The sequence below is a fragment of the Massilia sp. ZL223 genome, from assembly GCF_018119395.1.
Classification (GTDB): Bacteria; Pseudomonadota; Gammaproteobacteria; order Burkholderiales; family Burkholderiaceae_D; genus Telluria.
Genome location: NZ_JAGPWD010000043.1, coordinates 11984 through 37308, shown reverse-complemented (window position 1 = coordinate 37308; position 25325 = coordinate 11984). Strand labels below are relative to the sequence as shown.

Sequence of the window (25325 nt, the reverse complement as noted above, 5' to 3'; positions counted from 1 at the left end):
CATGCGGATTCTCTACATAAATCATTACGCCGGCTCGCCGCGCCACGGCATGGAATACCGTCCTTATTACCTGGCGCGGGAATGGGTGCGCTCCGGTCATGAAGTCAGCATCGTCGCTGCGGACCACTCGCATCTTCGCGTTCAGCAGCCGGAGCTCGAGGGACGCATCCGCCTGGAAGAATCTATCGAAGGTGTCCGGTATACCTGGCTCAAGACGCTTCCCTACCACGGTAATGGCATCGCCAGGGTACGCAATATCGGCGCGTTTCTATATCGCCTGTACCAGGAGGGCAGCCGTCTTGCAGCGGAGGTCAAGCCGGATGTGGTCATCGCGTCCAGCACCTATCCAATGGACATTTGGCCGGCCCATCGGATTGCCAGGCTGGCAGGCGCGCGGCTTGTATTCGAAATCCACGATCTCTGGCCCCTGACGCCGATGGAACTGGGCGGGATGTCGAGATGGCACCCATTCATCATGGCCGCGCAGGCGGCCGAGAACTATGTCTACCGGAATGCAAGCACGGTGGTTTCCATGCTTCCGAGAGTGCATGCCCACGTTGCAGCGCGTGGCTTGACAATGGAGAGACTGCATATTGTCCCGAACGGCATCGATCCCGGTGAGTGGCCTGCCAGCATTCCGGAACTGGGAAAAGAAGCGGCGGCCACGCTGGCGCGGATAGCCGGCACGGGAAACGCCATCGTGGGCTACGCCGGTAATCACGGCATCTCGAATTCGCTCGATACGCTGGTCGACGCGGCGAACAGCATGCGCGACGAGAATGTCTCCTTCGTGCTCGTGGGCGGCGGCCCGGAAAAGGAGGCGTTAAAACGCCGGGCGCAGTCGGCGCAATTGAACAATGTCCATTTTGTCGACCCGGTGCCCAAGTCGCAGGTACCGGCCCTGCTCCAATGGTTTGACGTCGCCTTTATCGGCTGGAAGCGGCAACCGTTGTACCGGTTTGGGATCGCGCCGAACAAGCTCATGGATTACATGATGGCGGCCCGCCCTGTGGTACATGCGGTCGAAGCGGGAAACGATCCGGTGGGAGAGGCCGGCTGCGGATTGACCGTTGCGCCGGAAAGCCCCGAGGCAGTCGCACATGGCATTCGCTCCCTGGTCGGCTTGAGCGAGGCCGAGCGCCTAGCCATGGGCGCGCGTGGCAGGGAATGCGTCATGCGCCACTTTACCTACCCAGTCCTGAGCAAGCGTTTCCTCGAGGCCTGCGGAGGTTCAGAGCGCCTGACAGCACCGCCATGACTGCGTTGTAGCACAACGCCGTACGCAGACCTGTCTTCGGCGCGCGCGTGCCCTGACGGTTTTGTCAGGCGCTTCAAGCGCCCCGTCCCGCATCTCGGTGGTGGGCGGCGCACGATTGCAACCGAGTGCTGTTTGCAGTGACGCCATGTCTTGGGGCTGTTGAAATATGTCTGCCCACTTGTGCAAAACCGTCTTTCTATTGAACGTCCTGGGTGAATGCAATGTCACGCACAGATAGCTTAATCAAGCGAATGTTCGATATCGTCACGTCTTTGCTTGGTTTGGTATTGGCCATGCCAGTCATCGGCATTTGTTGGATTGTCGCGGCGATAGAAACAAGGAGTAATGGATTTTTCATCCAAAAGCGCATCGGACGACATGGGCGCCCAATACGTGTCTGCAAAATCAAGACCATGTATTCGAGCCAAAGCAAAAGGAGCCAAATCGCCTCTGATAATATTTCTTCCGTCACCCGTTCTGGCGCATTCTTCAGAAAATATAAGCTCGATGAATTGCCGCAACTGTTCAACGTACTCCTTGGGAACATGAGCATTGTCGGCCCACGACCCGACGTGCCTGGCTATGCCGATACGCTCACAGGAAGCGACAGGATCATCCTGTCATTGCGGCCTGGTATTACCGGCCCAGCGTCAATCAAATATAAGAATGAGGAAACGGTGCTGGCTGGTGTCGATGATCCGGCTTTTTATAACGATCGCATCATCTGGCCCGACAAGGTCAGGATTAACAAGGAATACGCCCAAAATTATTCCTTTTGGCGCGACATGAAATACATCTTGCAGACGATTTTCTCGTGAGGCGTACATGAAAACCTTATGCACCACCTGGCCCAGTTTCTCCGAGGAAGAGGCCCTGGCTGTCAAGAATGTCATCCTGTCGAACAAAGTGAATTATTGGACCGGTACCGAATGCCGGGAATTCGAAAGAGAATTCGCGGCATGGGTGGGGACGGAGTTTGCGGTGTCGCTTGCCAACGGGACGCTGGCGCTCGACTGCGCGCTCAAGGCGCTGGGCATCTCGGCGGGCGACGAGGTGATCGTGACGCCCAGGACCTTCCTAGCATCGGCAAGCTGCATCGTCAATGCCGGCGCCATCCCTGTGTTCGCCGATGTCGACCGGGACAGCCAGAACATCACCGCCGAGACCATCAGGGCCGTGCTCACGCCTCGCACCAAGGCAGTTATCTGCGTTCATCTGGCCGGGTGGCCATGCGACATGGACCCGATCATGGAGCTCGCCGAGGCGCATGGCCTGTTCGTCATCGAGGATTGCGCACAGGCGCACGGAGCGCGCTACAAAGGCCGGATGGTCGGAAGCATCGGGCATATAGCCGCATGGTCCTTCTGTCAGGACAAGATCATGACGACAGGGGGAGAAGGGGGCATGGTCACCACGAACTCCCGCGAATGGTGGAAGACCATGTGGTCGTACAAGGATCATGGGAAGTCATGGGATGCCATGTACGAGAGACAGCATCCGTCCGGGTACCGGTGGGTCCACGAGTCTTTCGGTACGAACTGGCGGATGCTGGAGGTGCAGGCCGCCATCGGGCGCATTCAGCTGCAGCGGATGCCCTTGTGGATGGCGCAACGAAAAGCGAACGCACTCAAGATCGCTCAGGTATGCCGGCAGATTCCTGCGTTGAGAATGCCCGTCGTCCCCGCCAATGTGGAGCATGCGTTTTATAAGTTTTACGTGTTTGTCGAGCCGGAGATGCTGGCGGAAGGATGGACCCGGGACCGGATCATGGACGAGATCTCCGTCAGGGGCGTCTCATGTACCCAAGGAAGCTGTTCGGAACTGTATCTGGAAAAATCCTTCGATAACACGGCGTTTCGTCCGAAGTCCCGCCTCAAGGTTGCGAAAGAGCTTGGCGAGACCAGCTTGATGTTCCTCGTGCACCCTAGCTTGGCGAGCGCCGATCTGGACCTGACCTGCCGGGTCATCATGGAAGTGTTTGCAAGGGCCGGGAAGCAAGCCTGGAGCTCCGTCTTCCTGCCGCATTGAGCAGGTCGGAGCTTCTGTCGATGGAGATGCCTGCCATGATTCCCTGGATGTCCATCGTCGATCTAGGCCATACGGCGGTCATGATCCCGGCAGCAGGGGCGGTTCTCGCCTGGCTTATCGTGGGAAGGGCATGGAAGCTGGCGCTGTGGTGGAGTCTGATCCTCGCCGTTGGGCTGAGCGTGGTTGCCTGGTCGAAGATGGCGTTTCTCGGCTGGGGATTGGAGATACGCCCTATCGGTTTCCAGGCGCTGAGCGGCCATGCCTGGCGGGCGACAGCCATTCTTCCGGTGTTGTTCTTCGTTGTGCTGGACCGGGCGCCGTTCGCGTGGCGGATCAGGGGAGCGCTGTTTGGCGGCGCCCTCGGCTTGGCCCTGGGCGTCTTGCTCGTGATTTTCACATTCCACATGGCCTCTGAAGTAATTGCCAGCAGCTTGCTCGGATGTGCCGCCGCCTTCGTCATGATCCGCGTCGCCACGACATCGCCGCCGCCGAGGATCACACCGTGGGCCGCGCCGGTGACTATGCTGGCATTCGTGGCGATTGCCGGCCTGAAGCCGTCTTCGCTCAATCACCGTTTGGTCGATGTGGCCCTCTACGTTTCCGGACGCGACGAGCCTTACCGATGGTCGCGCCAGATCGACCCCTCTGCATCGCAAGCAGGCGACAGGAAGACGCTGAAAACGTGTGAGGCACGCATCGTGCGTTAAGTGCACCAGTCCGAGAGAAACATGGCAAGCTATTGGTCTGGAAAGCCCGGAGCAAGCTAGCGGTTTGGCAGGCACGCGGCGCGCTCGCTGTTTGGGAGCCACGCGGCAAGCTATCGGTCTGGGAGAGGCGCGGCAAGCCCTCGGTCTGTGAGGTACGCAGCGAGCGATCGGGATGAGAGGTACGCGGTAAGCTGTCGGACTGGGCGCCCCGTGGCAAGCTCTCGGCTTAGGAAGTACGCGGCAAGCTATCGGTCTGGGAGGTACGCGACAAGCTACTGGACTGGGCGGCCCGTGGCGAGCTCTCGGTCTGGGATGCACACGGCAAGCTATCGGTCTAAGAGGTACGCGGCAAGCCATCGGTCTGGGATGCACACGGCGAGCCATCGATCTAAGAGGTACGCGGCAAGCCATCGGTCTGGGATGCGCACGGCGAGCCATCGATCTAAGAGGTACGCGGCCAGCCATCGGTCTGGGATGCACACGGCGAGCTATCGGTCTAAGAGGTACGCGGCAAGCTATTGGTCTGGGCGGCACGCGGCGAGCTATTGGTCTGAGAGGTACGCGGCAAACTATTGGCCCCGGGTAGCCCGCGGCGAGCTCTCGGCTTGGGGGCACGGGGCAAGCTTTCGGTTTGGGAGGTACGCAGCAAACCATCGGTCTGAGGCGCACGCGTCATGCCATCGGTCGGAGAGCCACGCCGCCCGCCATTGCTCGGCGCTCTGTTGTGGAATAAGAAAAGCCAGAGCGATTCTGAATAATGGATATGTCGCGACTATCCAACGTCTTCCTCTACTGCGCAACGGGTCCGTTTTGGTAAGCACCGAGCCGGGGCGGCATCTTTTCTGCAGAATGCGAAGCGTGGGCCGGACCGGCGAGCGCAGGATCGCCTCGCAGAGCTGGTGAACCTGGCTTCAGACGGTAGTCACCTGTCCCGTCCTTTTGGTAGTCGAGGAACTGAGGCTCGGTGAGCATCGTGCCGCTCACTTGGCCGCCCACGCGGATAGCGGTTCCGCTGGAATGGATCAGGTTGTCGGTATAACGGTTATTTGCGCCCACCTTGCCGCCCTCGACGATGCCGTAAGTGATATTGTCATAGACGATGTTGTTCGCGACCACGTTGTTTTGTGAGCCATGGGGCAAGACCCCAGCGTCGCCGCCTCCGATCAGTATGCCGACTTTGCATCGGAACACGGTGTTGTTGACGATCGTTGAATCGGTTGCGCCGTGCCACTGCTGGATCCCTGCTGCCGCGACGCCGGAGACAATATTATTGACGACAGTATTGTTCGGATTCGCGATATAGATTCCCTGCACGGTATTGCACCTTCCGATCATTGCATGGCCGATGTTCCTGATGACGTTGCCCTGGATGAGCACGTTTCCAGGGCCCCCATTCGTATCGATCGCCGCGCCGCCGCTGCCGGTGCACCCGCCGCTGATGGTCAAGTCATGAACGAAATTGTTTGTGATTTTCAAGTCGGCTCCGTCGGCCAGGATGCCATGCCTGCCGCTTCCGCTGATGTCGAAACCGTCGATATCGATGTGATTGCCTTTCGCGCGCCACGCGATACCCGTGCCGGAGACAAGGATTTTCGCGGCCCACTTGGTATCGGAAACGAACCTGATTCGGGCCGCAGCGGTACCGCTACGAGTGGTGAGGATGCCGGCGCTGTGCGGGCTTGGCGCCGACACCAGGTAGGCGCCGGGGGCGACGTGAATGGTATAGCCGGGAGCCGCGGCGGCGTCCGCGCGTGCGATGGTCAGGAAGGGAGAGGTTTTCGTGCCTGGGTTGCTGTCGGCCCCGTGCGGGGCTACGTAGAGGTGCGGGCTCGGCGTGCACGCGACAAGTAAGGAGCTCAGGCCGGCGTAGCACAGGAAGTGGCCAAGCCGCCGGCACCTGGGGGAGCGGCCGCATGGGATTAGCGTAAATGCGACTGCAGTGCGTGCCGGGCCCGCATGCAGCCGCGCTTCGACAGGGCCAGGCGAGTTGCGGAGGCTGCCAGGATTTGCCGGCATGGCGCTTCGGGGGATCAATAGGGTTGTCATGTTCATCTACATCCGATCAGTGCGTCGCTTGAATCGAAAAGGCTGTCTGTGGTCCTGGAGCAGCGAATCAGTGCATCGCTTGAATCGAAAGCCGTCTGTAGTCCTGAAACATCGAATCAGTGCATCGCTTAAATCGAAAAAGCTGCCTGTGGCCCAGAAACATAGAATCAGTGCATCGCTTGAATCGAAAAGGCTGTTCGTAGCCCTGGAATATCCCATCACTGCATGGCCGGGAATCGAAAATCTGCGTGACGGGCCGGACAAGGCAGGAGGAAGGGCTGTTTCAAGAAACCCACTGCCGAGGTGGTGCACGGCCATGAAGAAGAAGTCGAAAAGCATGAAGCTTGTCGAGGACTTGGCGTTTGATCGTGCTTCTAATGTTGATGAGGCTGAGTTGATCTCCTTAAAACATGATGAGGACCGGGGCATTGCTGATATCCCCCAAACTGCGGCATCCAGGGAGACTGGCGCCTCAGGAGAGATGTCCCGTCACGCTGTTAAGAGCGCCACAGCGGAAATGCTTCAGCGTGAGCAACTGCTAGGCTTCGGCGAACACCAAAGGAACAGCAACCGAATGCCGAAGGCGGAGCGGAAGCCGTCCATGGCGGCAATCAGGCGGGGCTCGACGGCAGGACGGACTAGTGCAGGTCGCGCAGCAGCCGCGCCACGATGCGCTTGGCGGCGTCACCGGCGCCGTAAGCGTCCAGCTCCGCTCCCTTGCTGCCGAGACTGGCATGCAGGCTGGACAGCAGGGTGGCGGCCTCGGCGGGCGGCGCCAGCCGGTTCCAGCCTGCGTCGAGCAGCTCCACCCATTCTGTCTCATCGCGAAAGGTGACACAGGGAACACGGTAAAAATACGCTTCCTTTTGCACGCCGCCGGAGTCGGTCGCGATGAGAGCGGCGTACTTTTCCAGCTGCACCATGGCCAGGTAGGACTGCGGTTCCATCAGAATGACTGCCCGCTCGAGCGCATCGAGCCGGCCCTGCTGCGCAAGGACACTGCGGGTGCGTGGATGCAAGGGCAGCACCACCTTGATCTCCTTCGAAAAATGGGTGAGCGCTTCGACGATGGCAGTCAATCGCGCGGGATGATCGGTATTCTCGGCCCGGTGTATCGTGGCGAGGCAATAGGCGCCAGGCCGCAGGCCGTATATCCGTCTCAATTCGCCGAGCACACCACCATGCTCGTCGACGCGCGCGCCATGGTGCAGGGCCACGTCGAACATGACGTCACCCACCTGATCGATGTGATCCGCCCTGGAACCCTCGTGCCGCAGGTTCGCGCCCGCCGCGTTCGTCGGTGTGAATAGCCAGCGCGAGACCCGGTCGGTCAGGATACGATTCACTTCCTCCGGCGAACGCACGTTGAACGAGCGCAGGCCCGCCTCGACATGCGCGACCGGTATATGCAGTTTGACTGCCGCCACGGCGCCCGCGAGGGTCGAGTTGGTGTCACCATAGACCAGCACGGCGTCAGGCTGCTCGGCGAGCAGCACCTTCTCGATGTCGACCAGCATCCGCCCCGTCATCTCGCCGTGAGAACCGCCGTGGACGGCGCATTGATGGGCGGGCGGCGCCATGCCCAGCTCCTCGAAGAACACGTCAGACATGTTCGTATCGAAGTGCTGCCCGGTATGGACGACGACTTCACGCATGCGCTCGTCCTGGCGCAGCAGCGCAGACACGGCGCTGGCCTTGATGAACTGGGGACGGGCGCCGATCACAGTGACGATTTTCTTCGGGGGCATGAGTGGTTCCGCTGATGTTCAGGATTGGAGTAGGGGCCTGGCCCGCAGCGCCTGGCAGCACCATCATGGATGCAGTGCGCCGCATCGTGCTGCGACAGCACTGAAGTCGAGGATGCGTTCTACCACTGCGGCGCTTGCCCTGAAGGTGTTGTCGGACACTCATGGCATCTACCAGGTCACCGCTTCGTAAAAACGGAAAAGATTGGCCTTGGTGTTTTCCTTCCAGTTGGTCTCGACCTGGCGCGGATGCGTCACCAGGCAGATCCGGTCATGCTTGCCGATGACGTCGAATGGCGAGGCAGGGCAGTAATACTGCGGAGGGGGGCGATCGGCGATGTACATGTCGATATGGTCCAGGAGGGCCGCGTCATAGGCTTCGCATTCGATGCCGCAGTCTTTGCGCAGCTGTCCATCCGTGAGGATTTCTGCGTTGTTCAGCTTGAGGCGGCGATTGGCGAAATCACCATGGCTCGCGACCGTCCTGATCTTTTTGCCGAGCTTTTTTTCGATCCAGTCGAAGTTCTTGCGGAACTCTTCGCGGATCTCCGGGAGACGGCTTCGGACCAGGGCGGGATCCTTGATCTTGTGCTTCTTTGCGAAGGCGGCCAGTTCCTCGTAGTGGTAACTTGCCTCGCCACCGTACTCTTCGATTTCATGCATCAGGTCGAAGTCGAGCGTCGACAGCCGGAAGTAGTAGGTGGACTTGATGCCGTGCTTCTTTTCGATCTGGAGCAGCTTCCTGGTGGTGCGCAGGTCCGTGTCGATATCGTGCCGGTGCACGATGAACTTGTTCGCGGCGCACTGACCGGCCTTGGTGATGTCGAAGAAATCGCGCACCGAGGTCTGGACGAAGCCGGCGTCGCGCCCTGAACGAATCAAGCGCTCGTGCATCGCCAGCCGGGAAGGCATGCCGTAGTCGCTGTAGAGGCGCCTTAGTAGGGCTTTCATTGGAGTGAATATTTCACGCGGTAAGGTTCGAAACCGAGCATCTTTTTGAAAGTCTGTAGCCCAGGACTTGCACCAAAAAAGGTGTCGTACATCAGATAAGAATAATTGCCGCTCTCAATCATTTGGCTGACGATCTCGGTGACCATCAAATGCATCATGCCGTCGTTGTTGCGCACGCCGAGCACGCGATCGAAAGCCACGAAATTGCCGTAGCAGCCGAGGTTGCTATAGGCCATCAGCTTTCCTGCAGCACTTAGCACACCAAAATACTTGTAGTTTTTCTCGCGCGGGTAGTGGGTCTCTTTGCGCATGTAGACCTGATCCATCGGCCGGCCCTGGCGCGTATCGAGTGAGGTATTGATATCGTGGAGGTCGTCAACGAAATCGTTTCTGTCGATCTCCATGACCACATATCCGCGTGATTTCGCCTTCCTAGCATGATGCTCACCCGAGTTGCGGCCCTTGATCTTCCCCATATAATCATCGCGGCTGCCGAAGCGCTTCAGGTCGACCAGCGCGGCACCCAATGATTTATTCTGGAAGAGCTTGTATTTGGGATGGGGCTTGGTGAAATGGGCATGCATGCGCCTGACGTCATCCGGATTCATGGCCAAACGGAATTCCAGGTTCGCAACCGGAAGCTTGGTGACGGTGACGGCGAGGTCAAACAGCTGCGACAGTTTGCCTGACATGGGATAGCGCTCCGTAGAAGTCGGTTAGCCTGTTCGCCTGAACAGTCCAGTTGTAGTGGTCCAGCACGGCCTGGCGGCCTTTCTGCCCCATCGATCTGGCGATCTCCGGATGGGTCACCAGGTAGTCGATCGCCTCCGCGATCGCTCGCGGGTCTGCCGGGTCGACGCACAGTCCGCAGCCAGCTCTTTCGATAGTCTCGCGCCACAAGGGAAAATTCGAGGCAATGACGGGGATACCGGCGGACATGTACTCGAACATCTTGGTCGGCAGGGAGTCGAGATGATTGGGCAGGCGGTGGAAGGTCACGATCCCGGCAAGGGAACGCTGCATCACCTTGCGCACGCCGGTGCGGTCGAGGAAGCCGGACGGGGTCACCCGGTGCCATCCAGGGTGTGCCTGCAGCTCAGCTTCAAGCTGAGGTTCGGAGAACTTGCCGACCAGGTTGATCCGTGCCGACGAGCGTAGGTACTGGCCCGCATGGACTAGTTCACGGATGCCCCGTATTTCGCCGATCCCGCCGACGTAGCACACTTCGTTGTGTTTGTCGGCCCAGGGTGTTGCACTGTCGAGCTCACCGATCATCGGGAAATTGTTGACGTCCAGCGTAACCGGGTGAATGCCGAGGAATTTTTCACGGATGAAGGGCGTGGCCGCGATGATGCCGTCGAAGCGGGCGCAGGCGTAGCGCTCGACAAGGGAAAACGTCGCCGAAATGAGCTTGCCTGATAAGGGACCGAGATAGGGTTTGCTCAGCAGCTGGCGCGGGACATCCTCGTGGGAATCGAAAATGACGGTCTTGCCGCGCCGTTTGAGCGCCAGGCCAGTGGGGAGCAGTTCGGGATCGTGGAGCTGGTAGATGTCGGCGTCGAGACTCAATGCCTTGTCGCGCACCCGCCGCGTGGTCGAGAAGATACGCCTCATCCGGCCTGACAGGCGGCCGACGTCGACGATGCGTACCCCATCGCGTCGCTCGTCACCCTGGCCGTCGGCGACGACCAGGGTGACATCGTACCCATGCGCGGCCAGGGTTCGGCACTGCTTGATGAAGATGCGTGTGTCGTTGCGCGGATGAGCTGATGTGAGATGAACGATCTTTTGCATGAGAGAACCTCGAAATGATCACGCGACCCTGGCGCAAGCGAAGGGCGCGGGCCACACCCACCAGCCGCTTGCAACTGCCACCGGCGACCAGTCACCAGCGACCAGCCGCCACCTACCGGACACCAGCAATTGGCCACCAGCGGTCAGCCACCAGTCACCACTCACCACTCACCAATCACCAGTCACCAGCCACCTGTTATCTCGGTCTAGCCGACGGTTAGAGGGCTGGAATGGCGGCTACCGCACACCAGCGCTCGCGCTCCGTCAAGCGGACTCTGTGAACCGCATGGCACATGGTGCATGTCGCCCGTCGCCCGCCGATAGCTGCATGGCGCAAGTATTCCGGCAGATGGTGCGGAAGGTCTGGCGCGTTGCCGGCACAGGTGAGCCCACCGGCCACGACGAAAGCTCGGCGCACGGAAAGCAGACAGTGGAGCTGTGGCCGAATCTACTTCGACATGGCTTCAGCCTCCACCTCGCCTGCTTGCCGAAGCCCGACGGCACGCAGCAACGTATTCGCCACTTGCTGAGCCTCGGTCGCCGATAAGTAGGGGCCCATCGGCAAACTGAGTACGCGCGCCGCCATGTCTTCCGACACCGGATAGCATTCCCCAGCGGCGAGATGGGCGTAAGCGGGTTGCTGGTGGATCGGCACCGGGTAATGCACTGCGGTCGGGATGCCGGCGGTATCCAGCACGGCGCGTACGCGATCGCGCTCTTCGACCAGCACGGTGTACTGCGCGTAAACACTGGTTCGATCAGCCTGGCAGGCCATTACCGGCACGTGCGGATGCAGCATTTCGTCATAGGCGGCAGCCACGCGGCGGCGCTGCTTGATTTCCCAAGCGAAGCGCTCGAGCTTGGCTAGCACGATCGCGCATTGCAGCGTGTCCATACGCCCACCGACGCCCAGGCGCGTATGCACATAGCGGCGGGATTGGCCGTGGACCCGAATTTCGCGCATCGCGGTGGCGAGTGCGTCGTCGCTGGTGAACAGGGCGCCGCCGTCGCCATAGCAACCGAGCGGTTTGCTGGGGAAGAAGCTGGTGCAGCCGATGGTGGAGAGGTCTCCGCTCTGGCGCCCGCGGTAGGTCGCGCCGAAGCTTTGGGCGCCGTCCTCGATCACGGCCAGCGAATGACGGGCAGCGACCTGGTTAATGGCGTCCATATCGGCCGGCTGGCCATACAGGGAGACCGAGATGATGGCGCGCGTCGCCGGCGTGATTTTTTCTTCGATCAGGCGCGGGTCGATGTTGCAGGTCTCACGCTCCACATCCACGAAGACAGGACGGGCGCCCACCAGCAGCACCGCTTCGGCGGTGGCGATGAAGGAAAATGGTGTGGTGATCACTTCGTGGCCAGGGCCCACGCCCAGCGCCATCAGCGCGATCACCAGGGCTTCGGTGCCGGACGAGACGGTGACGCAGTGCCGCGCGCCGGTATAGTCGGCCAGGCGCTGTTCGAGCTCGGCCACCTCGGGACCCATGATGTATTGCCCGTGGTCGAGAACGGCCTGGATACGGCTGTTGATCAGGTCGCGCGAGGCCTTGTATTGCGATTTGAGATCGATAAATTCCATGAATTATCCTTGTTCGGGAGGGAGCGCCTGTGTCGGGGCGCGGTCTTGGATACGGCCTGGTACTGGTTCCCGGGCCTCGGCGGGGCGGCAGACGCCGGCGCGCAGGATGTAGGCCTCGCCGGTATGCGGGCAGCGGGCCTCGCCGTCGCCCCGCAGGGGAAGTGCGAGCCGTTCGCCGTAGCGGCTGATCCAGCCGATCTGGCGCGCAGGCACGCCGGCCACCAGGGCGAAGGCGGGGACGTCGCGGTTGACGACCGCGCCGGCGGCGACGAAGGCGAACTCGCCGATCGTCACCCCGCACACGACGGTGGCGTTGGCTCCGATGCTGGCGCCGCGCCGCACTAGGGTGCGCCGGTACTCGTGCTTGCGCGGCACGGCGGCGCGCGGGTTGTAGACGTTGGTGAAGACCATGCTCGGTCCGCAGAACACCTCGTCCTCGAGCGTGACCGCGTCGTAGATCGAGACATTGTTCTGGACCTTCACCTGGTCGCCCAGCCGCACGTCGTTGCCGACGTAGACATTCTGGCCGAGCGAGCAATGAGCGCCGATGCGCGCGCCGGCGCAGACATGGGCGAAATGCCAGACCCGGGTGGCTTCGCCCAGGACGGCGCCTTCGTCGACGATGGCGCTGGGGTGGATGAGTGCGTCCATGCTCAGTACTCCAGGGGGAGGGCGACGCGCTTGCCGTCGCGCGCCGAACGGTAGGCCGCCACCAGGATCTCCAGCGACTTCAGGCCTTCGCGTCCATCGGTTTCGGGTTCGGCGTCGCCGCGCAGCACCCGGATCACGTTGTCGTAGTAGAGCGGATGGCCGAAGCCATAAACCGAGGTGGTCTGGTAGCTGGCGTCCTTGATGGCGGCGTCGTCCGGGTCGGGGCTGGCGAATTCCCACTGCTCGACCTGGTTGACCGCCACCCCGGCGATGCGTGCGGTGCCGCGTTCGCCCAGGATGGTGATCGAGCCTTCCATGTTGTGCGGGTAGGTGAGCATGGTGACGTTCATCGAGCCTAGGGCGCCATTGCGCCAGCGCAGGCTGATGACGCCGGTGTCCTCGACCTCGATGTCGCGCGCCAGCGTCGCGGTGTAGGCCTGCAGGCTCTCCACCGGACCGACGATCCAGTCGAGCAGGTCGACATAGTGGCTGGCCTGGTTCATGAAGGCGCCGCCGTCGAATTCCCAGGTGCCACGCCAGCGCGCCGAGTTGTAGTACTCGTCGGGCCGAGTCCAGAACACGTTCAGGTTCACCATGTAGATGCGGCCGAAACGCTTCTTGTCGACGGCGCGCTTGAGCAGCTGCAGGGTGGCGTTGCGGCGATTCTGCTTGACGACGAACAGGCGCACCCCGGCCTCGTCGGCGGCGGCGACCATGCGCTTGCCATCCTCCCAGCGCGTGGCCATCGGCTTTTCGGTCACCACATGGCGTCCGCTGCGCGCGATGTGGACCGCCTGCGCCGGATGGAGGCCGGAGGGCGTGGCGATCACGACCGCATCCGCCTCGCAGTGCGCCAGCATCGTGTCCAGGCTCGCATAGGGGCGGGCGCCGGTCTGGGCCGCGGCTTCTTCGAGCGCGCGCGGGTCGATGTCGCACACGCCGGCCAGTTCGCAGCGTTCGTGGTGGGTGCGGATGGCGTTGATATGGTTCTTCGCGATGCGTCCGCAGCCGACCAGGGCGAAGCGGATCTTGCGGTCGAGGATGGCAGGTGGGTAGTTGCGCATGGGATCTCCGGACGGAATCAGGCTTTGACGACGTGGGGCAGGCGGTCGAGATAGACGCCGCGGGTATCGACGATCAGGTTGGCGTACTGGCGGATCAGCGCGTAGTCGAAGGCGCTGTGGGCGGTCGCCACCAGCACCACGTCATAGGACGCGATCGCGTTGGGCGTCAGGTCGACGCTGGCCAGGTCGAAGCGGTGCTCGCGCATGGGTGGGAAGACCGGGACGTGGGGATCGGAATAGTCCACCTGAGCACCTTTGTCGCGCAGCAGTTCCATCAGCGCGACCGAGGGGGATTCGCGCATGTCCTCGACATCCTTCTTGTAGGCGATCCCGAGCACCAGTACGCGGCTTCCCATGATCGAGCGCCCGCGTGCGTTGAGCGCGTCGGCCAGCTTGCCGATCACCCAGTGCGGCATGTCGCTGTTGATCTCGCCGGCCAGTTCGATAAAGCGGGTATGCAAGCCGTACTGGCGGGCCTTCCAGGTGAGGTAGAAGGGATCGATGGGGATGCAGTGGCCGCCCAGGCCGGGGCCCGGATAATAGGGCGTGAAGCCGAAGGGCTTGGTGGCGGCCGCGCGGATCACCTCGTGGATGTCGATGCCCATGCGGTCGGCGATGATCTTCATTTCGTTGACCAGGCCGATGTTGACGGCGCGGTGGATGTTTTCCAGCAGCTTGGTCAGTTCGGCCGCGCGCGTGGAGCTGACCGGGACCACCGTATCGATCGCCTGGCGGTACAAGGCCAGGCCGGCGTCCAGGCAGGCTCCCGTGGAGCCGCCGCAGACCTTGGGAATGGTGCGGGTGTGGAAATCGGGATTGCCGGGGTCCTCGCGCTCGGGGGAGAACACCAGGAAGACGTCCTGGCCAACCGTGAAGCCGCGGGCTTCCAGGCGCGGGCGCAGCTCTTCCTCGGTGGTGCCGGGGTAGGTGGTGCTCTCCAGCGACAGGATCTGGCCTGCGCGCATGTGCGGCAGCAGGGCGTCGGCCGTGCCCAGCACATAGGACAGGTCGGGCTCGCGGTAGGGGCTCAGGGGCGTGGGGACGCAGATGATCAGCGCGTCGGCCTCGCTCGCGCGGGCGAATTCGGTGCTGGCGCTGAAGCCGTGGGCGCGCGCGGACTGGATGGTGTCCGCCTGGATGTGGGCGATATGGCTGGCCCCGCGGTTGAGTGTCGCCACCTTGGCGGCGTCGATGTCGATGCCGAGAACCCGGAAGCCTTCGGCGGCATAGCGCAGCGCGAGCGGCAGGCCGACATAGCCGAGGCCCACGATGCCGATCACGGCGCTACGGTCTTGCAGCCGGGCCAGCAGCTGCTTCAGGTGGTCTGATTGGTTCTCGTCTCGCATGGATATCCTCGCCGGTGGCTTCAGAGTGATGGGTGGTCAGGTGTCGATCGCTTGCGCTCAGATGCGCTCGATTCGGAAAGGCACGAATTTTCTGTTCAGGCCGGCGCTCTCGGCGGTATGTTCCTCGGCCTCCGGGGCCGCTTGCGGGGCCTGGGGCACGTATTCGGCCACGATGGCCTTGACCATCGATTCGATGGTGCCGCGCTCGTGGGTTTCGCAAGCCATCATCAGGCAGGTGATGCAGGTCTCGAGCACGCTGGGACGCAGCGCGCTTTCCTTCATGCGCATGATGCGCGGATGCTCGCTGGGGAAGACCACGCCGTCGGTCAGCAGCTCCTCGTGCAGTTTCTCGCCCGGGAACAGGCCGACGAACTGGATCTCGATGTCGCCGCGCGGAATCTGCGGGTTGCGCTCGGTCAGGCCATGCATGGCAATCATGGTGCGGGCCAGGTCGACGATGCGCACCGGTTCGCCCATGTCCAGTACGAACACGTCGCCGCCCTTGGCCATGGCGCCGGCCTGGATCACGAGCTGGGCGGCTTCCGCGATCAGCATGAAATAGCGCGATACCTCGGGATGGGTGATCGTGACCGGGCCGCCGCGCGCGATCTGGCGCTGGAACAGCGGGATCACCGAGCCGGACGAACCGAGCACATTGCCGAAGCGGACCATGCAGAAGGTGGTGCCGGCGCCGCCGCGGGCCGCGGCGGCCTGGAAGATCAGCTCGGCGATGCGCTTGCTGGCCCCCATGATGTTGGTCGGACGCACCGCCTTGTCGCTGGAGATCAGCACGCAGGTGCGCACGGCATGGCGGGCGGCGCTGGCCGCGATCACCTGGGCGCCCAGCACGTTGTTGCGCAGCCCTTCGACGATGTTGGCTTCCACCAGGGGCACGTGCTTGTAGGCGGCTGCATGGTAGATGGTGTCGACCTTGCCCTCGCGCAGGATGCGGTCGACCAGGTCGGCATTGCAGACCGAGCCCAGGTGGGCCTGGATGGGCAGCTCGGGAAAGCGCGTGGCGAGCTCCTGGCGGATGGTGTACAGGGCGAATTCGGAGTGGTCCAGCAGGTGCAGGCGCGCCGGAGTCAGGGTGACGATCTGGCGGCACAGCTCGCTGCCGATGGAGCCGCCCGCGCCCGTCACCAGCACGCTCTTGCCGCGCACGCAGCGGGCGAACAGGTCCATCCGCGGCGGCACCGGCGGCCGGCCGAGGAGGTCTTCGAATTTCAGTTCGCGGATGGCTTCGCGCGGCGCGGCCTTGTCGCCGTCGAGGTCGACCAGCCGGCCGAGGATCTTGGCCGGCACGCCAGCCTGGCCGAGCCGCTGCATGATGTCGCGCACGCGTTCCGGGGCCGCCGTCGGCAGGGCAATGACGGTCGTGCGGATGCCCAGCTCGGGCGCCATCGCGGCCAGGCGGCCGGTCGGGAACACGCGCAGGCCGGCGATGGTGCGCTCATGCAGAGTGCGCTTGTCGTCGAAGAAGCACAGCGCGCGGTAGTCGTCGCTGTCGCGCAGGGCCTGGGCCAGCCGGGCCCCGGCCTCGCCGGCGCCGTAGATCGCCACCGGCACCGCCGTGCCGTTGCGGCTGCGGTAGGTCCGCAGCAGATTACGCAGGCCAATGCGGGAAACCACGACATATGAAAAGGCGATAAACCAGTAAATCGTGAGCGCACTGCGCGGAAAACTGATTTCGTTCAACGCCAGCAAGGCCAGGTAGGCGCAGAAAATCGCGATGGCCAGCGATAATCCGGACATGGTTAATAAGCGATGGTCGATAAAACGAATTACGGCCCGGTATAAATCGGCCATGGAAAAGGCAAGAACAGTCAGGGCGGCAATCAGGAAATAGGAGCCTGGCCCAAATTCCATAGCCAGTTTTAAATCCCCACCGCGCAATATCATGGCGATAAGAAAACAGAGCGGCAGCATTACCAGGTCTGCCGCGACCATCAGCGTCATCTTGGCCCTGCGGTTCATCTGTACCAGGCGCGCGCACAGCACGCTGAAAACTTTGCGGCTTTGAATGGACATGGTTATGGCTTTTCAGGTGAGTGAGCATGGCGCGCGCAATACGCTGCCTGCGTAATGCCCGCATTTACTCAAGGCTTTTCCTGATAAAAATAATGCCTCGATTAGACTTGACGTTTATTTGTAAGTTTATTATCTCGCTCGAATTGGACGCTGAGTTTGAGTTCACTCAACCGGGCCGGAGGAAATTCCCCGAATGTCTTCCAATTGGAAATAGGAAATTGGGAATTGGAAATATCTCAGAATAAGATTTCTAGTTGTTTATTTCTTATGGGAAGAAATTAAAAAGCTCGGGGAATGGAAGAGCTGGACGCGGAGCCGGACCAGTGGGGGAGAAATTGGAAAGGCAGTGGTTGCGGCCGAGGGGAGGGCCGCCGTACAGGCGGCTCGGGCTGCGAGGCTGCGGGAGTACAGGACTACAGGACTACAGGACTACAGGACTACAGGACTACAGGACTACAGGACTACAGGACTACAGGACTACAGGACTACAGGACTACAGTACAGGACTGCGGGACTGTGGCGTTGCGGGGGCTGCGGGGGGCACCGGGGCTTGGGACGCTGCAAGCCTACCCTGGTCGTGACTCGCGCTGCAATGGAAGCCGGCCGCAACCGCCAGGCGGATCGGCAATGTGGGCGCACGCGCCGGGAGTGTCCGGATGCAGGCCAGTGGGCCCGGCGGCCGGAATGCGGCGCGCCGGCAGACGCCCAGGTGCAGGTGCCAGTCCCGGCGGCCACCGACGCCCGGGCGCCAGCGATACGCCGCAACCCAGGCGGCGTCGCGCCGGCGCCCAATGTGCGGCGCCTAAGCCCCGCCGCTGCGCCCCGGACGCGGCTGCGGCGCCATCGGCGGCACATCGATCCGTTCGTTCAGGCGCAGGAACTTGAAGCCCGCCAGCACCTGGCCGCGCTTGCCTTCCCTGGCGTTGCGCGCCTCGCGCTCGGCCGCGCGCGCCATGAAGGCGCCGAAGCTTTCTTCGCGCACCATCGGTTCCGCCGAATGCAGGAAGCGCCGCTCGCCGTCCGGGCCGAGCACCACCAGGCCCACGTGGGAGGCCCAGTACTCGCCGTCGCGGGTCGAGATCACATTCACGAAATCGCCTTCCTGCAGCTGGGCGGCGACGGTCGCCACCTGGTCCTTCGGCACGTAGGCCTGGCGGCTGGTCTCGACCGGGATCTCGCGCACCGTGTTGTGGCGGGTGCGCAGGAAGCGCGCGCGGTCCACCTGCATGTCGTAGGTGGGACCGCCAGCGCCGGCCAGCTCGGCGCTGATGTCGGTGAGCAGCCAGCGGTTGGCCACGTTCCAGTCCATCTCGGTGTAGTGGTTGCGGGTGGCGACGCCGATCACGCCGTCGCGGTAGCGGATGCGCTGCAGCATCCAGAAGAATTCCTCCCACGATTGCGACAGCGCCATCGCATACGTGTGCTCGGCGAACACCACGCAATCGCTCTGCGCCAGGCTGAACAGCGGCAGCTGGTCGTGGATCTCGTAAGGAAATTCGCCCAGCAGGTGCAGGGAGTAGGGCTGGCCGATGTTCTTGCGGCCGATCGCCGCGATGCGCTTGCGCAGGTCCGGTTCGGCCTCGTGGATGTGGGCGATGTAGCGCCCCGCCTCCATCGGGCTCATCTGATAGATCTGCTTCTGCAGGATCTCCGCCAGGGACGGGGGAGCCGCAGGCGCGCTCGGAGTAAGGGGAGGGGAGGCGCAGCCGGCCAGGGCCGCGGCGGCAAGGAGCAGGGAGGCGAAACGCATGGCGAGGTCCCAAAGTGTGGTGAAAAAACATCACGCTACCCCTTCAAAAGGGATCGTAGGTAATGATTTTTTAGCATGTTCCCATAACTAGTGGAATGGTAGCGGTATGCAAGCGGTCTGCACAGGGGCTTGCAGCCAGGAAGCCGAATATGTACATTCCTCCAAGTTATATAACCGTTAACACAAGTCATTATTCCCTCATTGACGGATCATCAATACTCCAATGAGGGCAGCCTGTCGTCTGCCTTTGCAAGATCTATAGCACCCTTTCCAGGAGAGAGATGATGTTCAAACAGAAGCCGCTCGCCGCGGCGGTGTCGATGGCTGTGTGGAGCCTGGCGACGCTACCGGCCATGGCGCAGGAGATTCCGGCCGGAACCCAGATCCAGACGGTCGAAGTGACCGGTATCCGCGCATCGATGGCCAAGTCGCTGGCCGTGAAAAAAGATGCCTCCGCCAACGTCGAGGTGATCACCGCCGAAGACGTGGGCAAGATGCCGGACAAGAACCTGGCCGACTCGCTGCAGCGCCTGGCCGGCGTGGCGGTGCGCACCGACTACGACGAAGCCGAGAAGGTGTCGATGCGCGGCACCAACCCGGACATGTCCCTGATCATCTTCAACGGCCACGCCGTCTCCAGCGCCGACTGGTATGTCGCCGACCAGGCTTCGAGCTCGCGCTCGACCAGCCTGTCGCTGATGCCTTCGCACGTGCTGAACCAGGCCGTGGTCTACAAGACCTCGCAGGCCAACATCGTCGACGGCGGCCTGGCGGGCACCATCAACGTCACCACCCGCAAGCCGCTGTCGCAAAAAGAACGCGTCTCGGGCGTGGTCAGCGTGGGCGGAAGCTACGTCGACCTGGCCGACCGCTATGCGCCGGACCTGAACGGCTCCGTCACCTGGAAGAACGAAGCCAGTACCTTCGGCGTGATCGCCTCGCTGTTCGCCGAAAAGCGCTTCGTGCGCCGCGATTCCGTCTCGCGCTTCGCCTACGGCACCAGCAGCGGCTGGGACGTGATCAACACCGCGACCATGCTGGGCATCACCGACGCCTCGCTGGCCGGTACCGGCTACAAGGCCTCCGACCTGAACGGCGTGCGCATGCCGGGTTCGATGAGCTCGGAATTCGTGGAATCGGTGCGCGACCGCAAGGGCGGCATGATCGCGCTGCAGTTCAAGCCGAACAACGACCTCGAAGTGAACGTCACCGGCTTCCACTCCTCGCTGGACGCGGACAACCACGGCCGCCTGACCTCGAGCGCCATCTACTCGATGCTGCTGGGTAAGAACCACCCGCTGGGCGGCACCGGCGCCTCCGCGATCAACACCAATTCCAACGGCCAGCGCGTCTACGCCCAGATCCGCAATCCGGTGATCGTCAACGAGACCACGGTCTACGGCCACCAGCTGCGCGTGCTGAAGGCGGCCGACATCGTCTACCCGGACGGCACCACGCCCCAGTACGTCGGCAACTCGGAAGGCTTCTTCCGCGACGGCGCCAACGCCACCAGCTCCTTCCTCGACCTGGACGCCAAGTACCGCGTCAACGACGACCTGACCGTCAAGACCCTGCTGTCGGCCACCCGCGGCGTCGGCAAGACCGAACTCGACCAGGGCCTGACCCTGGCCCGCTACGGCACCGGCATCTCGTACGCGCTGGGCGGCCTGCACGATGCGCCTTACGTCAAGTACCACGGCGCAGGCAACAACCAGCCGGGCCTGAACCCGGACGGCAGCGGCTACCGCATCGTCGACCGCGCCGCGTCCGGTATCCGTACCGAGGACAAGGAGTGGAGCGCCCAGATCGACGCCGAGCACAAGCTGAACTTCGGCTGGATGCAGTCGCTCGAGACCGGCGTGCGCATGTCCGAACACAAGCGCACCAGCGGCCGCTGGGGCCCGGCCTTCCGCGCCAGCCTGGTCAACGGCACCACCGGCGCGCTGATCGGCAATCCGGTGACCCCGACCGAGGGCTGGCAGCCGTATCCGGGCGACTTCGGCGCGGACCTGGGCGGCGGCTTCTGGGACAACACCGGCTTCACCTATACCCGTGACGCGACCAAGGACTACATCGCCGCCAACACCAAGGAGACGACGCCGGAGTGGGAGCGCCGCGTCGGTTCCGAGATCGACATGAAGGAGCGCCAGGCAGCCGTCTACTGGATGGCGAACCTGGAGGCGGACCGCTGGTCGGGCAACGTCGGCCTGCGCTTCGTGCGCACCAACGTCAAGGCCAATATCGCCACCCCGGTCAATCCGCGCAGCGCCTGCCTGCGCTCGGCGCCGGGCACGCCGGCCACCACCTGCGCCGCCTTCCCGGGCGCGATCACGAACGCGGGCGACGCCGTGGGCATCCCGGACGGCGCGCCGTTCGATCCCCTGAGCGGCACGATGTACTACAAGACGCCGACCGACCGCCACTTCGACAACTGGCTGCCGAGCCTGAACCTGCGTTACGAGATCACCAAGGACATGATCGGCCGCTTCGGCGCCAGCCGCACCATCGGCCGCCAGAACTACAACGTGCTGGGCAGCGGTTTCGGCACCCCGACCTGCGACGCCCAGGGCTGCCGCGTGACCGGCCCGAATCCGGACATGGAGCCGCTGACCTCGGATAACGTCGACCTGTCCTGGGGCTGGTACTTCGCACCGCGTTCGGCCGTGTCGGTGAGCGTGTTCCACTCGAAGATCAACGGCTATCCGAAGACCGGCGCCACCGGCACCTCGACCATCGAGCTGACCGACCCGCGCGACAACGCCGTCAAGACCTTCGCGATCAACACCGCCTCGCAGCAGGGCGCGAAGATCCACGGCATCGAGGTCTCGTACGAGCAGCCGTTCGGCAAGACCAACTTCGGCTTCACCTCGAACGTCAGCCGCGCCAAGACCAAGGTCGACGACGGCCGTCCGATGGTCGGCGCCTCGGAATGGGCCGGCAACATCGGCCTGTACTACGAGGACGACAAGCTGTCGACCCGCCTGGTGGCCAACTACCGCGGCGAGTACGTGAACAGCAGCACCGCGCCGTCGCCGACCGCGAACAGCCAGGGCCTGTCGACCATCAACGGCATCCTGATGCCGACCGCGCCGACCTATGCCGACGGTGTGACCACGCTTGCATTCAACGCGAACTACTACATCGCGCCGAACCTGGAACTCGCGTTCAGCGCGACCAACCTGACCAACGCCAAGCGCGCTCAGTACCGTTACAGCACGGAAGAGCAGCAGAAGCTGGACGTCAGTGGCCGCCAGTACTTCCTGAACCTGCGTTACAAGTTCTGATCGCCTGACGCGGCGCCGCAACGAGAGGGGAGCTTCGGCTCCCCTTTTTTCATTCTCCTGATCTGTTGCCTCGACGTTAAATCCGCTGTCATGCGGACGGCGTGTCGTCTGACAAACAAGTGTGCGCCACCTAACGGTCACGCAGCCGCTGCGCCATTATCATGAAGCCGTGTGAGTGAGGGACGTGCGATTCGGTTCTGCGTGTCCCGACACCTCAGCAGGTTAGCCGGTCGCCTCGAGGACCGGCACCAGAATTCGGGCCGGCGCGGCCACCAGGATGCGCCGGCCCTACAACGAAGCGGAGGTCGCCATGTCCGACGTGAAGCACCCACCGAAGCATCTGGTTCGCGAATACCTCGAGCGCCGCTCGCGCGATCCGAAACCGCCCCCAACCCCGGAGGAAATCCGGCGCCAGCTTGGCTGGGGCATGCTGATGCCTGCGGACCTCAAGATGGGCACCAACCGCTCGTAACATGCACGGCACGGTGGCGCGCAGCGAAGCGCCCATGGCCGGCACTCTATTCCGCATACCATAGGAGGCATCATGACCCACAAGATCGGCAACAAGAACGAAGCCCAGCACCGCGGCAAGAAGGAAAGGCTCGAGATCAAGCGCGCGAACGTCGCACGCGAAGCCGTGCGCCAGGCCGAGGCCCGCGCCAAGTACCGCAACCAGCCCAAGGGGCAGGCTGCACGCGAGGCTGCCGCCTCCGCCTGATTCATCTTCGGTTCCGAAAAGCCCGCCCAGATGAGGCGGGCTTTTTTTGCCTGCTCTTTACCCGCAGCGCATACTCCTCGCCGCCGTTCGCCGCCTTCCCTTCGCGGCCGGCCGAATTCTTCGCCATTCGCCGCCCGCCGCCCGCCATTCGCCGAAAACCGCTTCCGCTCCCGTCCGGGCATCCGGTATCGTGCATCCAGTTCGATCACACACAGGGAGCAAGAACATGAATTCGGAAGACGCGTATCGGTTGCGCAAGCAGGTCGTATGGGGCCTGCTCCTGATCCTGGTGGGCGGCGCCGTGCTGCTCGACCGCATGGGCTACATGGACATCGAGTCGCTGTGGCGCTATTGGCCGCTGCTGCTGGTCGTCATCGGCATCAACCAGACCATCGGCTATCCGAGCCCGAAGGAATTCGGCGGGGGCCTGTGGCTGGTCTTCATCGGCCTGTGGCTGTTCGCCGTGTTCGAGAACCTGTTCGGCCTGACCTTCCGTAACAGCTGGCCGCTGTTCATCCTTGCCTGGGGCGTGAAGCTGGTGTTCCAGCCCTTCATCGCCCGCCGCTTCGCCAACAACCAATCGGGGAACCGTCATGAAAGATAATATCCAGCCGCGCAGCGGCATGACCAGCCAGGTGGTCCTGGGCTTCCTGGTGATCGCGATGGGACTGCTGTTCCTGCTCGATAACCTCGGCATCCTCGACATGCACCAGGCGGTCTCGTTCTGGCCCACGCTCTTCATCGTGGTCGGCACCGTCAAGCTGTGCGACACCGCCACGCCGGGCGGACGGCTGGTGGGCGGGATCCTGGTCGGCATCGGCGTGCTGCTCACCCTGGACCGCATGGACATCATCGACTTCAGCTGGCGCGCGGTGTGGCCGCTGGCCCTGATCGGCCTGGGCGCCCTGATGCTGGTGAAGGCGGCGCGCGGACGGCGCCTGGTGGCCGAAGGCGCGAAGGACGGCATCGCCGACGATATCATCGACAGCACCGCGATCATGGGCGGCTTCGAGCGCCGCGTCAGCAGCCAGGCGTTCCGCGGCGGCGAGATCACGGCGGTGATGGGCGGCTGCTCGCTCGACATGCGCGGCTGTGCGATCCAGCCCCAGGGGGAGGCGGTGATCAATGTCTTTGCCTTCTGGGGTGGAGTGACCATCAAGTGTCCGCCCGACTGGACCGTCATCCTGCAAGGCACCCCGATCCTGGGCGGCTTCGAGGACAAGACCATCCAGCCGCCGGACGGCGCCAGGCGCCTGGTCATTCGCGGCTACGCAATCATGGGTGGCGTGGAAGTGCGCAACTGATGGGCGAAGGCTTCTGGGCGCGGCGCAGCGCCGCGCTCTACCTGCTGGCCTGGCTGATGCTGGGCCTGCTGCTTTCCGGCCTGATCAAGGCGACCACCGGCGCGAGCATGCTCGCCAGCCTGCTGTTCGCGGTGCCCTTGAGCATGGTCTACGCCAGCGCCTGCGGCTTCTCGGCGTATTACCTGTGCCGCGCTTTTCCGCTGGCCGGCAAGCCGCTGGGATCGGTGCTGGCCGTGTTCTCGATCAGCGCGGTCACGGCTTCGGTGCTGTGGTGCGCGGCGGGCGCGGCCTGGGCGGGGGTGTGGCAGGCGCTGGCGCCGGACTGGGAAGCGGTGAGGATGTCGCGGCCCTTCGCGGCGGTGATGTTCGGGGTCGGCGTGCTGCTCTACGGGATGGCTGGCGCGGCGCACTATCTGGCGCTGGAATTCGAACGCGCCCGGCGCGCCGAGACGCGCGAGCTGGAACTCAAGCTGCTGGCCCAGGACGCGGAACTGCGCATGCTGCGCACCCAGATCGATCCGCACTTCCTGTTCAACAGCCTGAACTCCATCAGCGCGCTGACCGCCATCGATTCAAGCCGCGCCCGCGACATGACCCTGAAACTGGCGGGCTTCTTTCGCCATACCCTGGGACTGGAAGCGCACCGCAAGGTGGCGCTGGCGGACGAAGTAGCCCTGGTCGAGCAGTTCCTGGCGATCGAACAGGTGCGCTTCGGTCCGCGCCTCGGCTTCGCGAGCGAGATCGGTCCGGAGGCCGCGCGCTGCCTGCTGCCGCCGATGATCCTGCAGCCGCTGGTGGAGAACGCGGTCAAGCACGGCATCGGCCAGCGGCTGGAAGGCGGCGTCATCACCGTGAGCGCGCAACGGGCCGGCTCGCTGCTGCGCATCCGGGTCGAGAACGATGCCGACGACGATGCCAGGAACGCGGCCGGGACCGGCATCGGCCTGGTCAATGTGCGCCAGCGCCTGGCGGCGGCCTATGGCAGCGAAGCCAGCGTACACTGGGCGCGGGAACAACAATTATTCCGGGTAGACCTGGTGCTGCCCGCCGAAGCAGGCGACTGAGGGAG

The 25325-nt window shown here is 63.1% G+C and carries 21 protein-coding genes; 10 read left to right on the top strand and 11 right to left on the bottom strand.

Annotated features, from left to right (window positions below; all coding sequences use genetic code 11):
• Nucleotide 1: 1 nt before the first annotated feature.
• From KBW95_RS21195 to KBW95_RS21180, 4 genes are all read left to right on the top strand, one after another.
• Nucleotides 2-1258, top strand: a complete 1257-nt coding sequence (locus KBW95_RS21195; protein WP_211529282.1) for a glycosyltransferase family 4 protein — start codon at nucleotides 2-4, stop codon at nucleotides 1256-1258.
• A gap of 251 nt (nucleotides 1259-1509) precedes the next feature.
• Entirely contained in the window at nucleotides 1510-2076 is a 567-nt protein-coding gene (locus tag KBW95_RS21190; RefSeq protein WP_211529281.1) for a sugar transferase, read from the top strand.
• Nucleotides 2077-2083: 7 nt separating this feature from the next.
• Nucleotides 2084-3286, top strand: a complete 1203-nt coding sequence (locus tag KBW95_RS21185) for a DegT/DnrJ/EryC1/StrS aminotransferase family protein (protein ID WP_211529280.1) — start codon at nucleotides 2084-2086, stop codon at nucleotides 3284-3286.
• A 35-nt stretch (nucleotides 3287-3321) separates the two neighbouring features.
• Nucleotides 3322-3993 (top strand): hypothetical protein, encoded by a 672-nt coding sequence (locus KBW95_RS21180; protein ID WP_211529279.1) that lies wholly within the window; start codon nucleotides 3322-3324, stop codon nucleotides 3991-3993.
• A 789-nt stretch (nucleotides 3994-4782) separates the two neighbouring features.
• Here KBW95_RS21180 and KBW95_RS21175 read toward each other — a convergent pair.
• The 11 genes from KBW95_RS21175 to KBW95_RS21125 all read right to left on the bottom strand — a co-directional run bounded on the left by KBW95_RS21175 (nucleotide 4783) and on the right by KBW95_RS21125 (nucleotide 18950).
• Entirely contained in the window at nucleotides 4783-6045 is a 1263-nt protein-coding gene (locus KBW95_RS21175; RefSeq protein ID WP_211529278.1) for a right-handed parallel beta-helix repeat-containing protein, read from the bottom strand.
• Nucleotides 6046-6677: 632 nt separating this feature from the next.
• Nucleotides 6678-7787, bottom strand: a complete 1110-nt coding sequence (wecB, locus tag KBW95_RS21170) for a non-hydrolyzing UDP-N-acetylglucosamine 2-epimerase (protein ID WP_211529277.1) — start codon at nucleotides 7785-7787, stop codon at nucleotides 6678-6680.
• A gap of 168 nt (nucleotides 7788-7955) precedes the next feature.
• Nucleotides 7956-8735 (bottom strand): hypothetical protein, encoded by a 780-nt coding sequence (locus tag KBW95_RS21165; protein WP_211529276.1) that lies wholly within the window; start codon nucleotides 8733-8735, stop codon nucleotides 7956-7958.
• Nucleotides 8732-9427 carry a hypothetical protein gene (locus KBW95_RS21160; RefSeq protein WP_211529275.1) on the bottom strand — a complete coding sequence of 232 codons (696 nt, stop codon included), beginning with the start codon at nucleotides 9425-9427 and terminating at the stop codon, nucleotides 8732-8734. The genes KBW95_RS21165 and KBW95_RS21160 overlap by 4 nt, the downstream gene beginning before the upstream one ends.
• The gene (locus KBW95_RS21155; protein ID WP_211529274.1) at nucleotides 9399-10529 is read right to left on the bottom strand and encodes a glycosyltransferase family 4 protein; all 1131 of its coding nucleotides are present in this window, start codon (nucleotides 10527-10529) and stop codon (nucleotides 9399-9401) included. The genes KBW95_RS21160 and KBW95_RS21155 overlap by 29 nt, the downstream gene beginning before the upstream one ends.
• 448 nt (nucleotides 10530-10977) lie before the next feature.
• Nucleotides 10978-12108 carry a DegT/DnrJ/EryC1/StrS aminotransferase family protein gene (locus KBW95_RS21150; protein WP_211529273.1) on the bottom strand — a complete coding sequence of 377 codons (1131 nt, stop codon included), beginning with the start codon at nucleotides 12106-12108 and terminating at the stop codon, nucleotides 10978-10980.
• A 3-nt stretch (nucleotides 12109-12111) separates the two neighbouring features.
• On the bottom strand, nucleotides 12112-12759 hold the full coding sequence (locus KBW95_RS21145) for an acyltransferase (RefSeq protein ID WP_211529272.1): 648 nt from the start codon (nucleotides 12757-12759) through the stop codon (nucleotides 12112-12114).
• Between the two features lie 2 nt (nucleotides 12760-12761).
• Nucleotides 12762-13823 (bottom strand): Gfo/Idh/MocA family protein, encoded by a 1062-nt coding sequence (locus KBW95_RS21140; protein WP_211529271.1) that lies wholly within the window; start codon nucleotides 13821-13823, stop codon nucleotides 12762-12764.
• A 17-nt stretch (nucleotides 13824-13840) separates the two neighbouring features.
• Nucleotides 13841-15169, bottom strand: a complete 1329-nt coding sequence (locus KBW95_RS21135) for a nucleotide sugar dehydrogenase (protein ID WP_211529270.1) — start codon at nucleotides 15167-15169, stop codon at nucleotides 13841-13843.
• A gap of 57 nt (nucleotides 15170-15226) precedes the next feature.
• Nucleotides 15227-16924, bottom strand: coding sequence for a nucleoside-diphosphate sugar epimerase/dehydratase (locus tag KBW95_RS21130; RefSeq protein ID WP_229429925.1), 1698 nt, complete (start codon nucleotides 16922-16924; stop codon nucleotides 15227-15229).
• 1078 nt (nucleotides 16925-18002) lie between these two features.
• Complete coding sequence (locus KBW95_RS21125; protein ID WP_211529269.1) at nucleotides 18003-18950, bottom strand: N-acetylmuramoyl-L-alanine amidase-like domain-containing protein; 948 nt, start codon at nucleotides 18948-18950, stop codon at nucleotides 18003-18005.
• 281 nt (nucleotides 18951-19231) lie between these two features.
• Between KBW95_RS21125 and KBW95_RS21120 the strand changes: the two genes are divergently transcribed.
• From KBW95_RS21120 to KBW95_RS21095, 6 genes are all read left to right on the top strand, one after another.
• The gene (locus tag KBW95_RS21120; protein ID WP_229429924.1) at nucleotides 19232-22234 is read left to right on the top strand and encodes a TonB-dependent receptor; all 3003 of its coding nucleotides are present in this window, start codon (nucleotides 19232-19234) and stop codon (nucleotides 22232-22234) included.
• Nucleotides 22235-22544: 310 nt separating this feature from the next.
• Nucleotides 22545-22706: a hypothetical protein gene (locus KBW95_RS21115; RefSeq protein ID WP_169444569.1), complete on the top strand. Its 162-nt coding sequence runs from the start codon at nucleotides 22545-22547 to the stop codon at nucleotides 22704-22706.
• Nucleotides 22707-22778: 72 nt separating this feature from the next.
• Nucleotides 22779-22952, top strand: coding sequence for a hypothetical protein (locus tag KBW95_RS21110; protein WP_211523936.1), 174 nt, complete (start codon nucleotides 22779-22781; stop codon nucleotides 22950-22952).
• A 226-nt stretch (nucleotides 22953-23178) separates the two neighbouring features.
• The gene (locus KBW95_RS21105; RefSeq protein WP_211523937.1) at nucleotides 23179-23556 is read left to right on the top strand and encodes a LiaI-LiaF-like domain-containing protein; all 378 of its coding nucleotides are present in this window, start codon (nucleotides 23179-23181) and stop codon (nucleotides 23554-23556) included.
• Nucleotides 23546-24256 carry a LiaI-LiaF-like domain-containing protein gene (locus tag KBW95_RS21100; protein ID WP_211523938.1) on the top strand — a complete coding sequence of 237 codons (711 nt, stop codon included), beginning with the start codon at nucleotides 23546-23548 and terminating at the stop codon, nucleotides 24254-24256. The genes KBW95_RS21105 and KBW95_RS21100 overlap by 11 nt, the downstream gene beginning before the upstream one ends.
• On the top strand, nucleotides 24256-25320 hold the full coding sequence (locus KBW95_RS21095; RefSeq protein WP_211523939.1) for a sensor histidine kinase: 1065 nt from the start codon (nucleotides 24256-24258) through the stop codon (nucleotides 25318-25320). Before KBW95_RS21100 ends, KBW95_RS21095 begins: the two co-directional genes overlap by 1 nt.
• Nucleotides 25321-25325: the final 5 nt, after the last annotated feature.

What these genes read in the sequence shown, in the direction of transcription:
- KBW95_RS21160 (WP_211529275.1), bottom strand. Translation starts at nt 9,427, where the DNA reads ATGTCAGGCAAACTGTCGCAGCTGTTTGACCTCGCCGTCACCGTCACC.
- KBW95_RS21145 (WP_211529272.1), bottom strand. Translation starts at nt 12,759, where the DNA reads ATGGACGCACTCATCCACCCCAGCGCCATCGTCGACGAAGGCGCCGTC.
- KBW95_RS21135 (WP_211529270.1), bottom strand. Translation starts at nt 15,169, where the DNA reads ATGCGAGACGAGAACCAATCAGACCACCTGAAGCAGCTGCTGGCCCGG.
- KBW95_RS21185 (WP_211529280.1), top strand. Translation starts at nt 2,084, where the DNA reads ATGAAAACCTTATGCACCACCTGGCCCAGTTTCTCCGAGGAAGAGGCC.
- KBW95_RS21110 (WP_211523936.1), top strand. Translation starts at nt 22,779, where the DNA reads ATGACCCACAAGATCGGCAACAAGAACGAAGCCCAGCACCGCGGCAAG.
- KBW95_RS21155 (WP_211529274.1), bottom strand. Translation starts at nt 10,529, where the DNA reads ATGCAAAAGATCGTTCATCTCACATCAGCTCATCCGCGCAACGACACA.
- KBW95_RS21130 (WP_229429925.1), bottom strand. Translation starts at nt 16,924, where the DNA reads ATGTCCGGATTATCGCTGGCCATCGCGATTTTCTGCGCCTACCTGGCC.
- wecB (WP_211529277.1), bottom strand. Translation starts at nt 7,787, where the DNA reads ATGCCCCCGAAGAAAATCGTCACTGTGATCGGCGCCCGTCCCCAGTTC.
- KBW95_RS21125 (WP_211529269.1), bottom strand. Translation starts at nt 18,950, where the DNA reads ATGCGTTTCGCCTCCCTGCTCCTTGCCGCCGCGGCCCTGGCCGGCTGC.
- KBW95_RS21180 (WP_211529279.1), top strand. Translation starts at nt 3,322, where the DNA reads ATGATTCCCTGGATGTCCATCGTCGATCTAGGCCATACGGCGGTCATG.
- KBW95_RS21105 (WP_211523937.1), top strand. Translation starts at nt 23,179, where the DNA reads ATGAATTCGGAAGACGCGTATCGGTTGCGCAAGCAGGTCGTATGGGGC.
- KBW95_RS21150 (WP_211529273.1), bottom strand. Translation starts at nt 12,108, where the DNA reads ATGGAATTTATCGATCTCAAATCGCAATACAAGGCCTCGCGCGACCTG.
- KBW95_RS21100 (WP_211523938.1), top strand. Translation starts at nt 23,546, where the DNA reads ATGAAAGATAATATCCAGCCGCGCAGCGGCATGACCAGCCAGGTGGTC.
- KBW95_RS21175 (WP_211529278.1), bottom strand. Translation starts at nt 6,045, where the DNA reads ATGAACATGACAACCCTATTGATCCCCCGAAGCGCCATGCCGGCAAAT.
- KBW95_RS21190 (WP_211529281.1), top strand. Translation starts at nt 1,510, where the DNA reads ATGTTCGATATCGTCACGTCTTTGCTTGGTTTGGTATTGGCCATGCCA.
- KBW95_RS21115 (WP_169444569.1), top strand. Translation starts at nt 22,545, where the DNA reads ATGTCCGACGTGAAGCACCCACCGAAGCATCTGGTTCGCGAATACCTC.
- KBW95_RS21140 (WP_211529271.1), bottom strand. Translation starts at nt 13,823, where the DNA reads ATGCGCAACTACCCACCTGCCATCCTCGACCGCAAGATCCGCTTCGCC.
- KBW95_RS21120 (WP_229429924.1), top strand. Translation starts at nt 19,232, where the DNA reads ATGATGTTCAAACAGAAGCCGCTCGCCGCGGCGGTGTCGATGGCTGTG.
- KBW95_RS21165 (WP_211529276.1), bottom strand. Translation starts at nt 8,735, where the DNA reads ATGAAAGCCCTACTAAGGCGCCTCTACAGCGACTACGGCATGCCTTCC.
- KBW95_RS21095 (WP_211523939.1), top strand. Translation starts at nt 24,256, where the DNA reads ATGGGCGAAGGCTTCTGGGCGCGGCGCAGCGCCGCGCTCTACCTGCTG.
- KBW95_RS21195 (WP_211529282.1), top strand. Translation starts at nt 2, where the DNA reads ATGCGGATTCTCTACATAAATCATTACGCCGGCTCGCCGCGCCACGGC.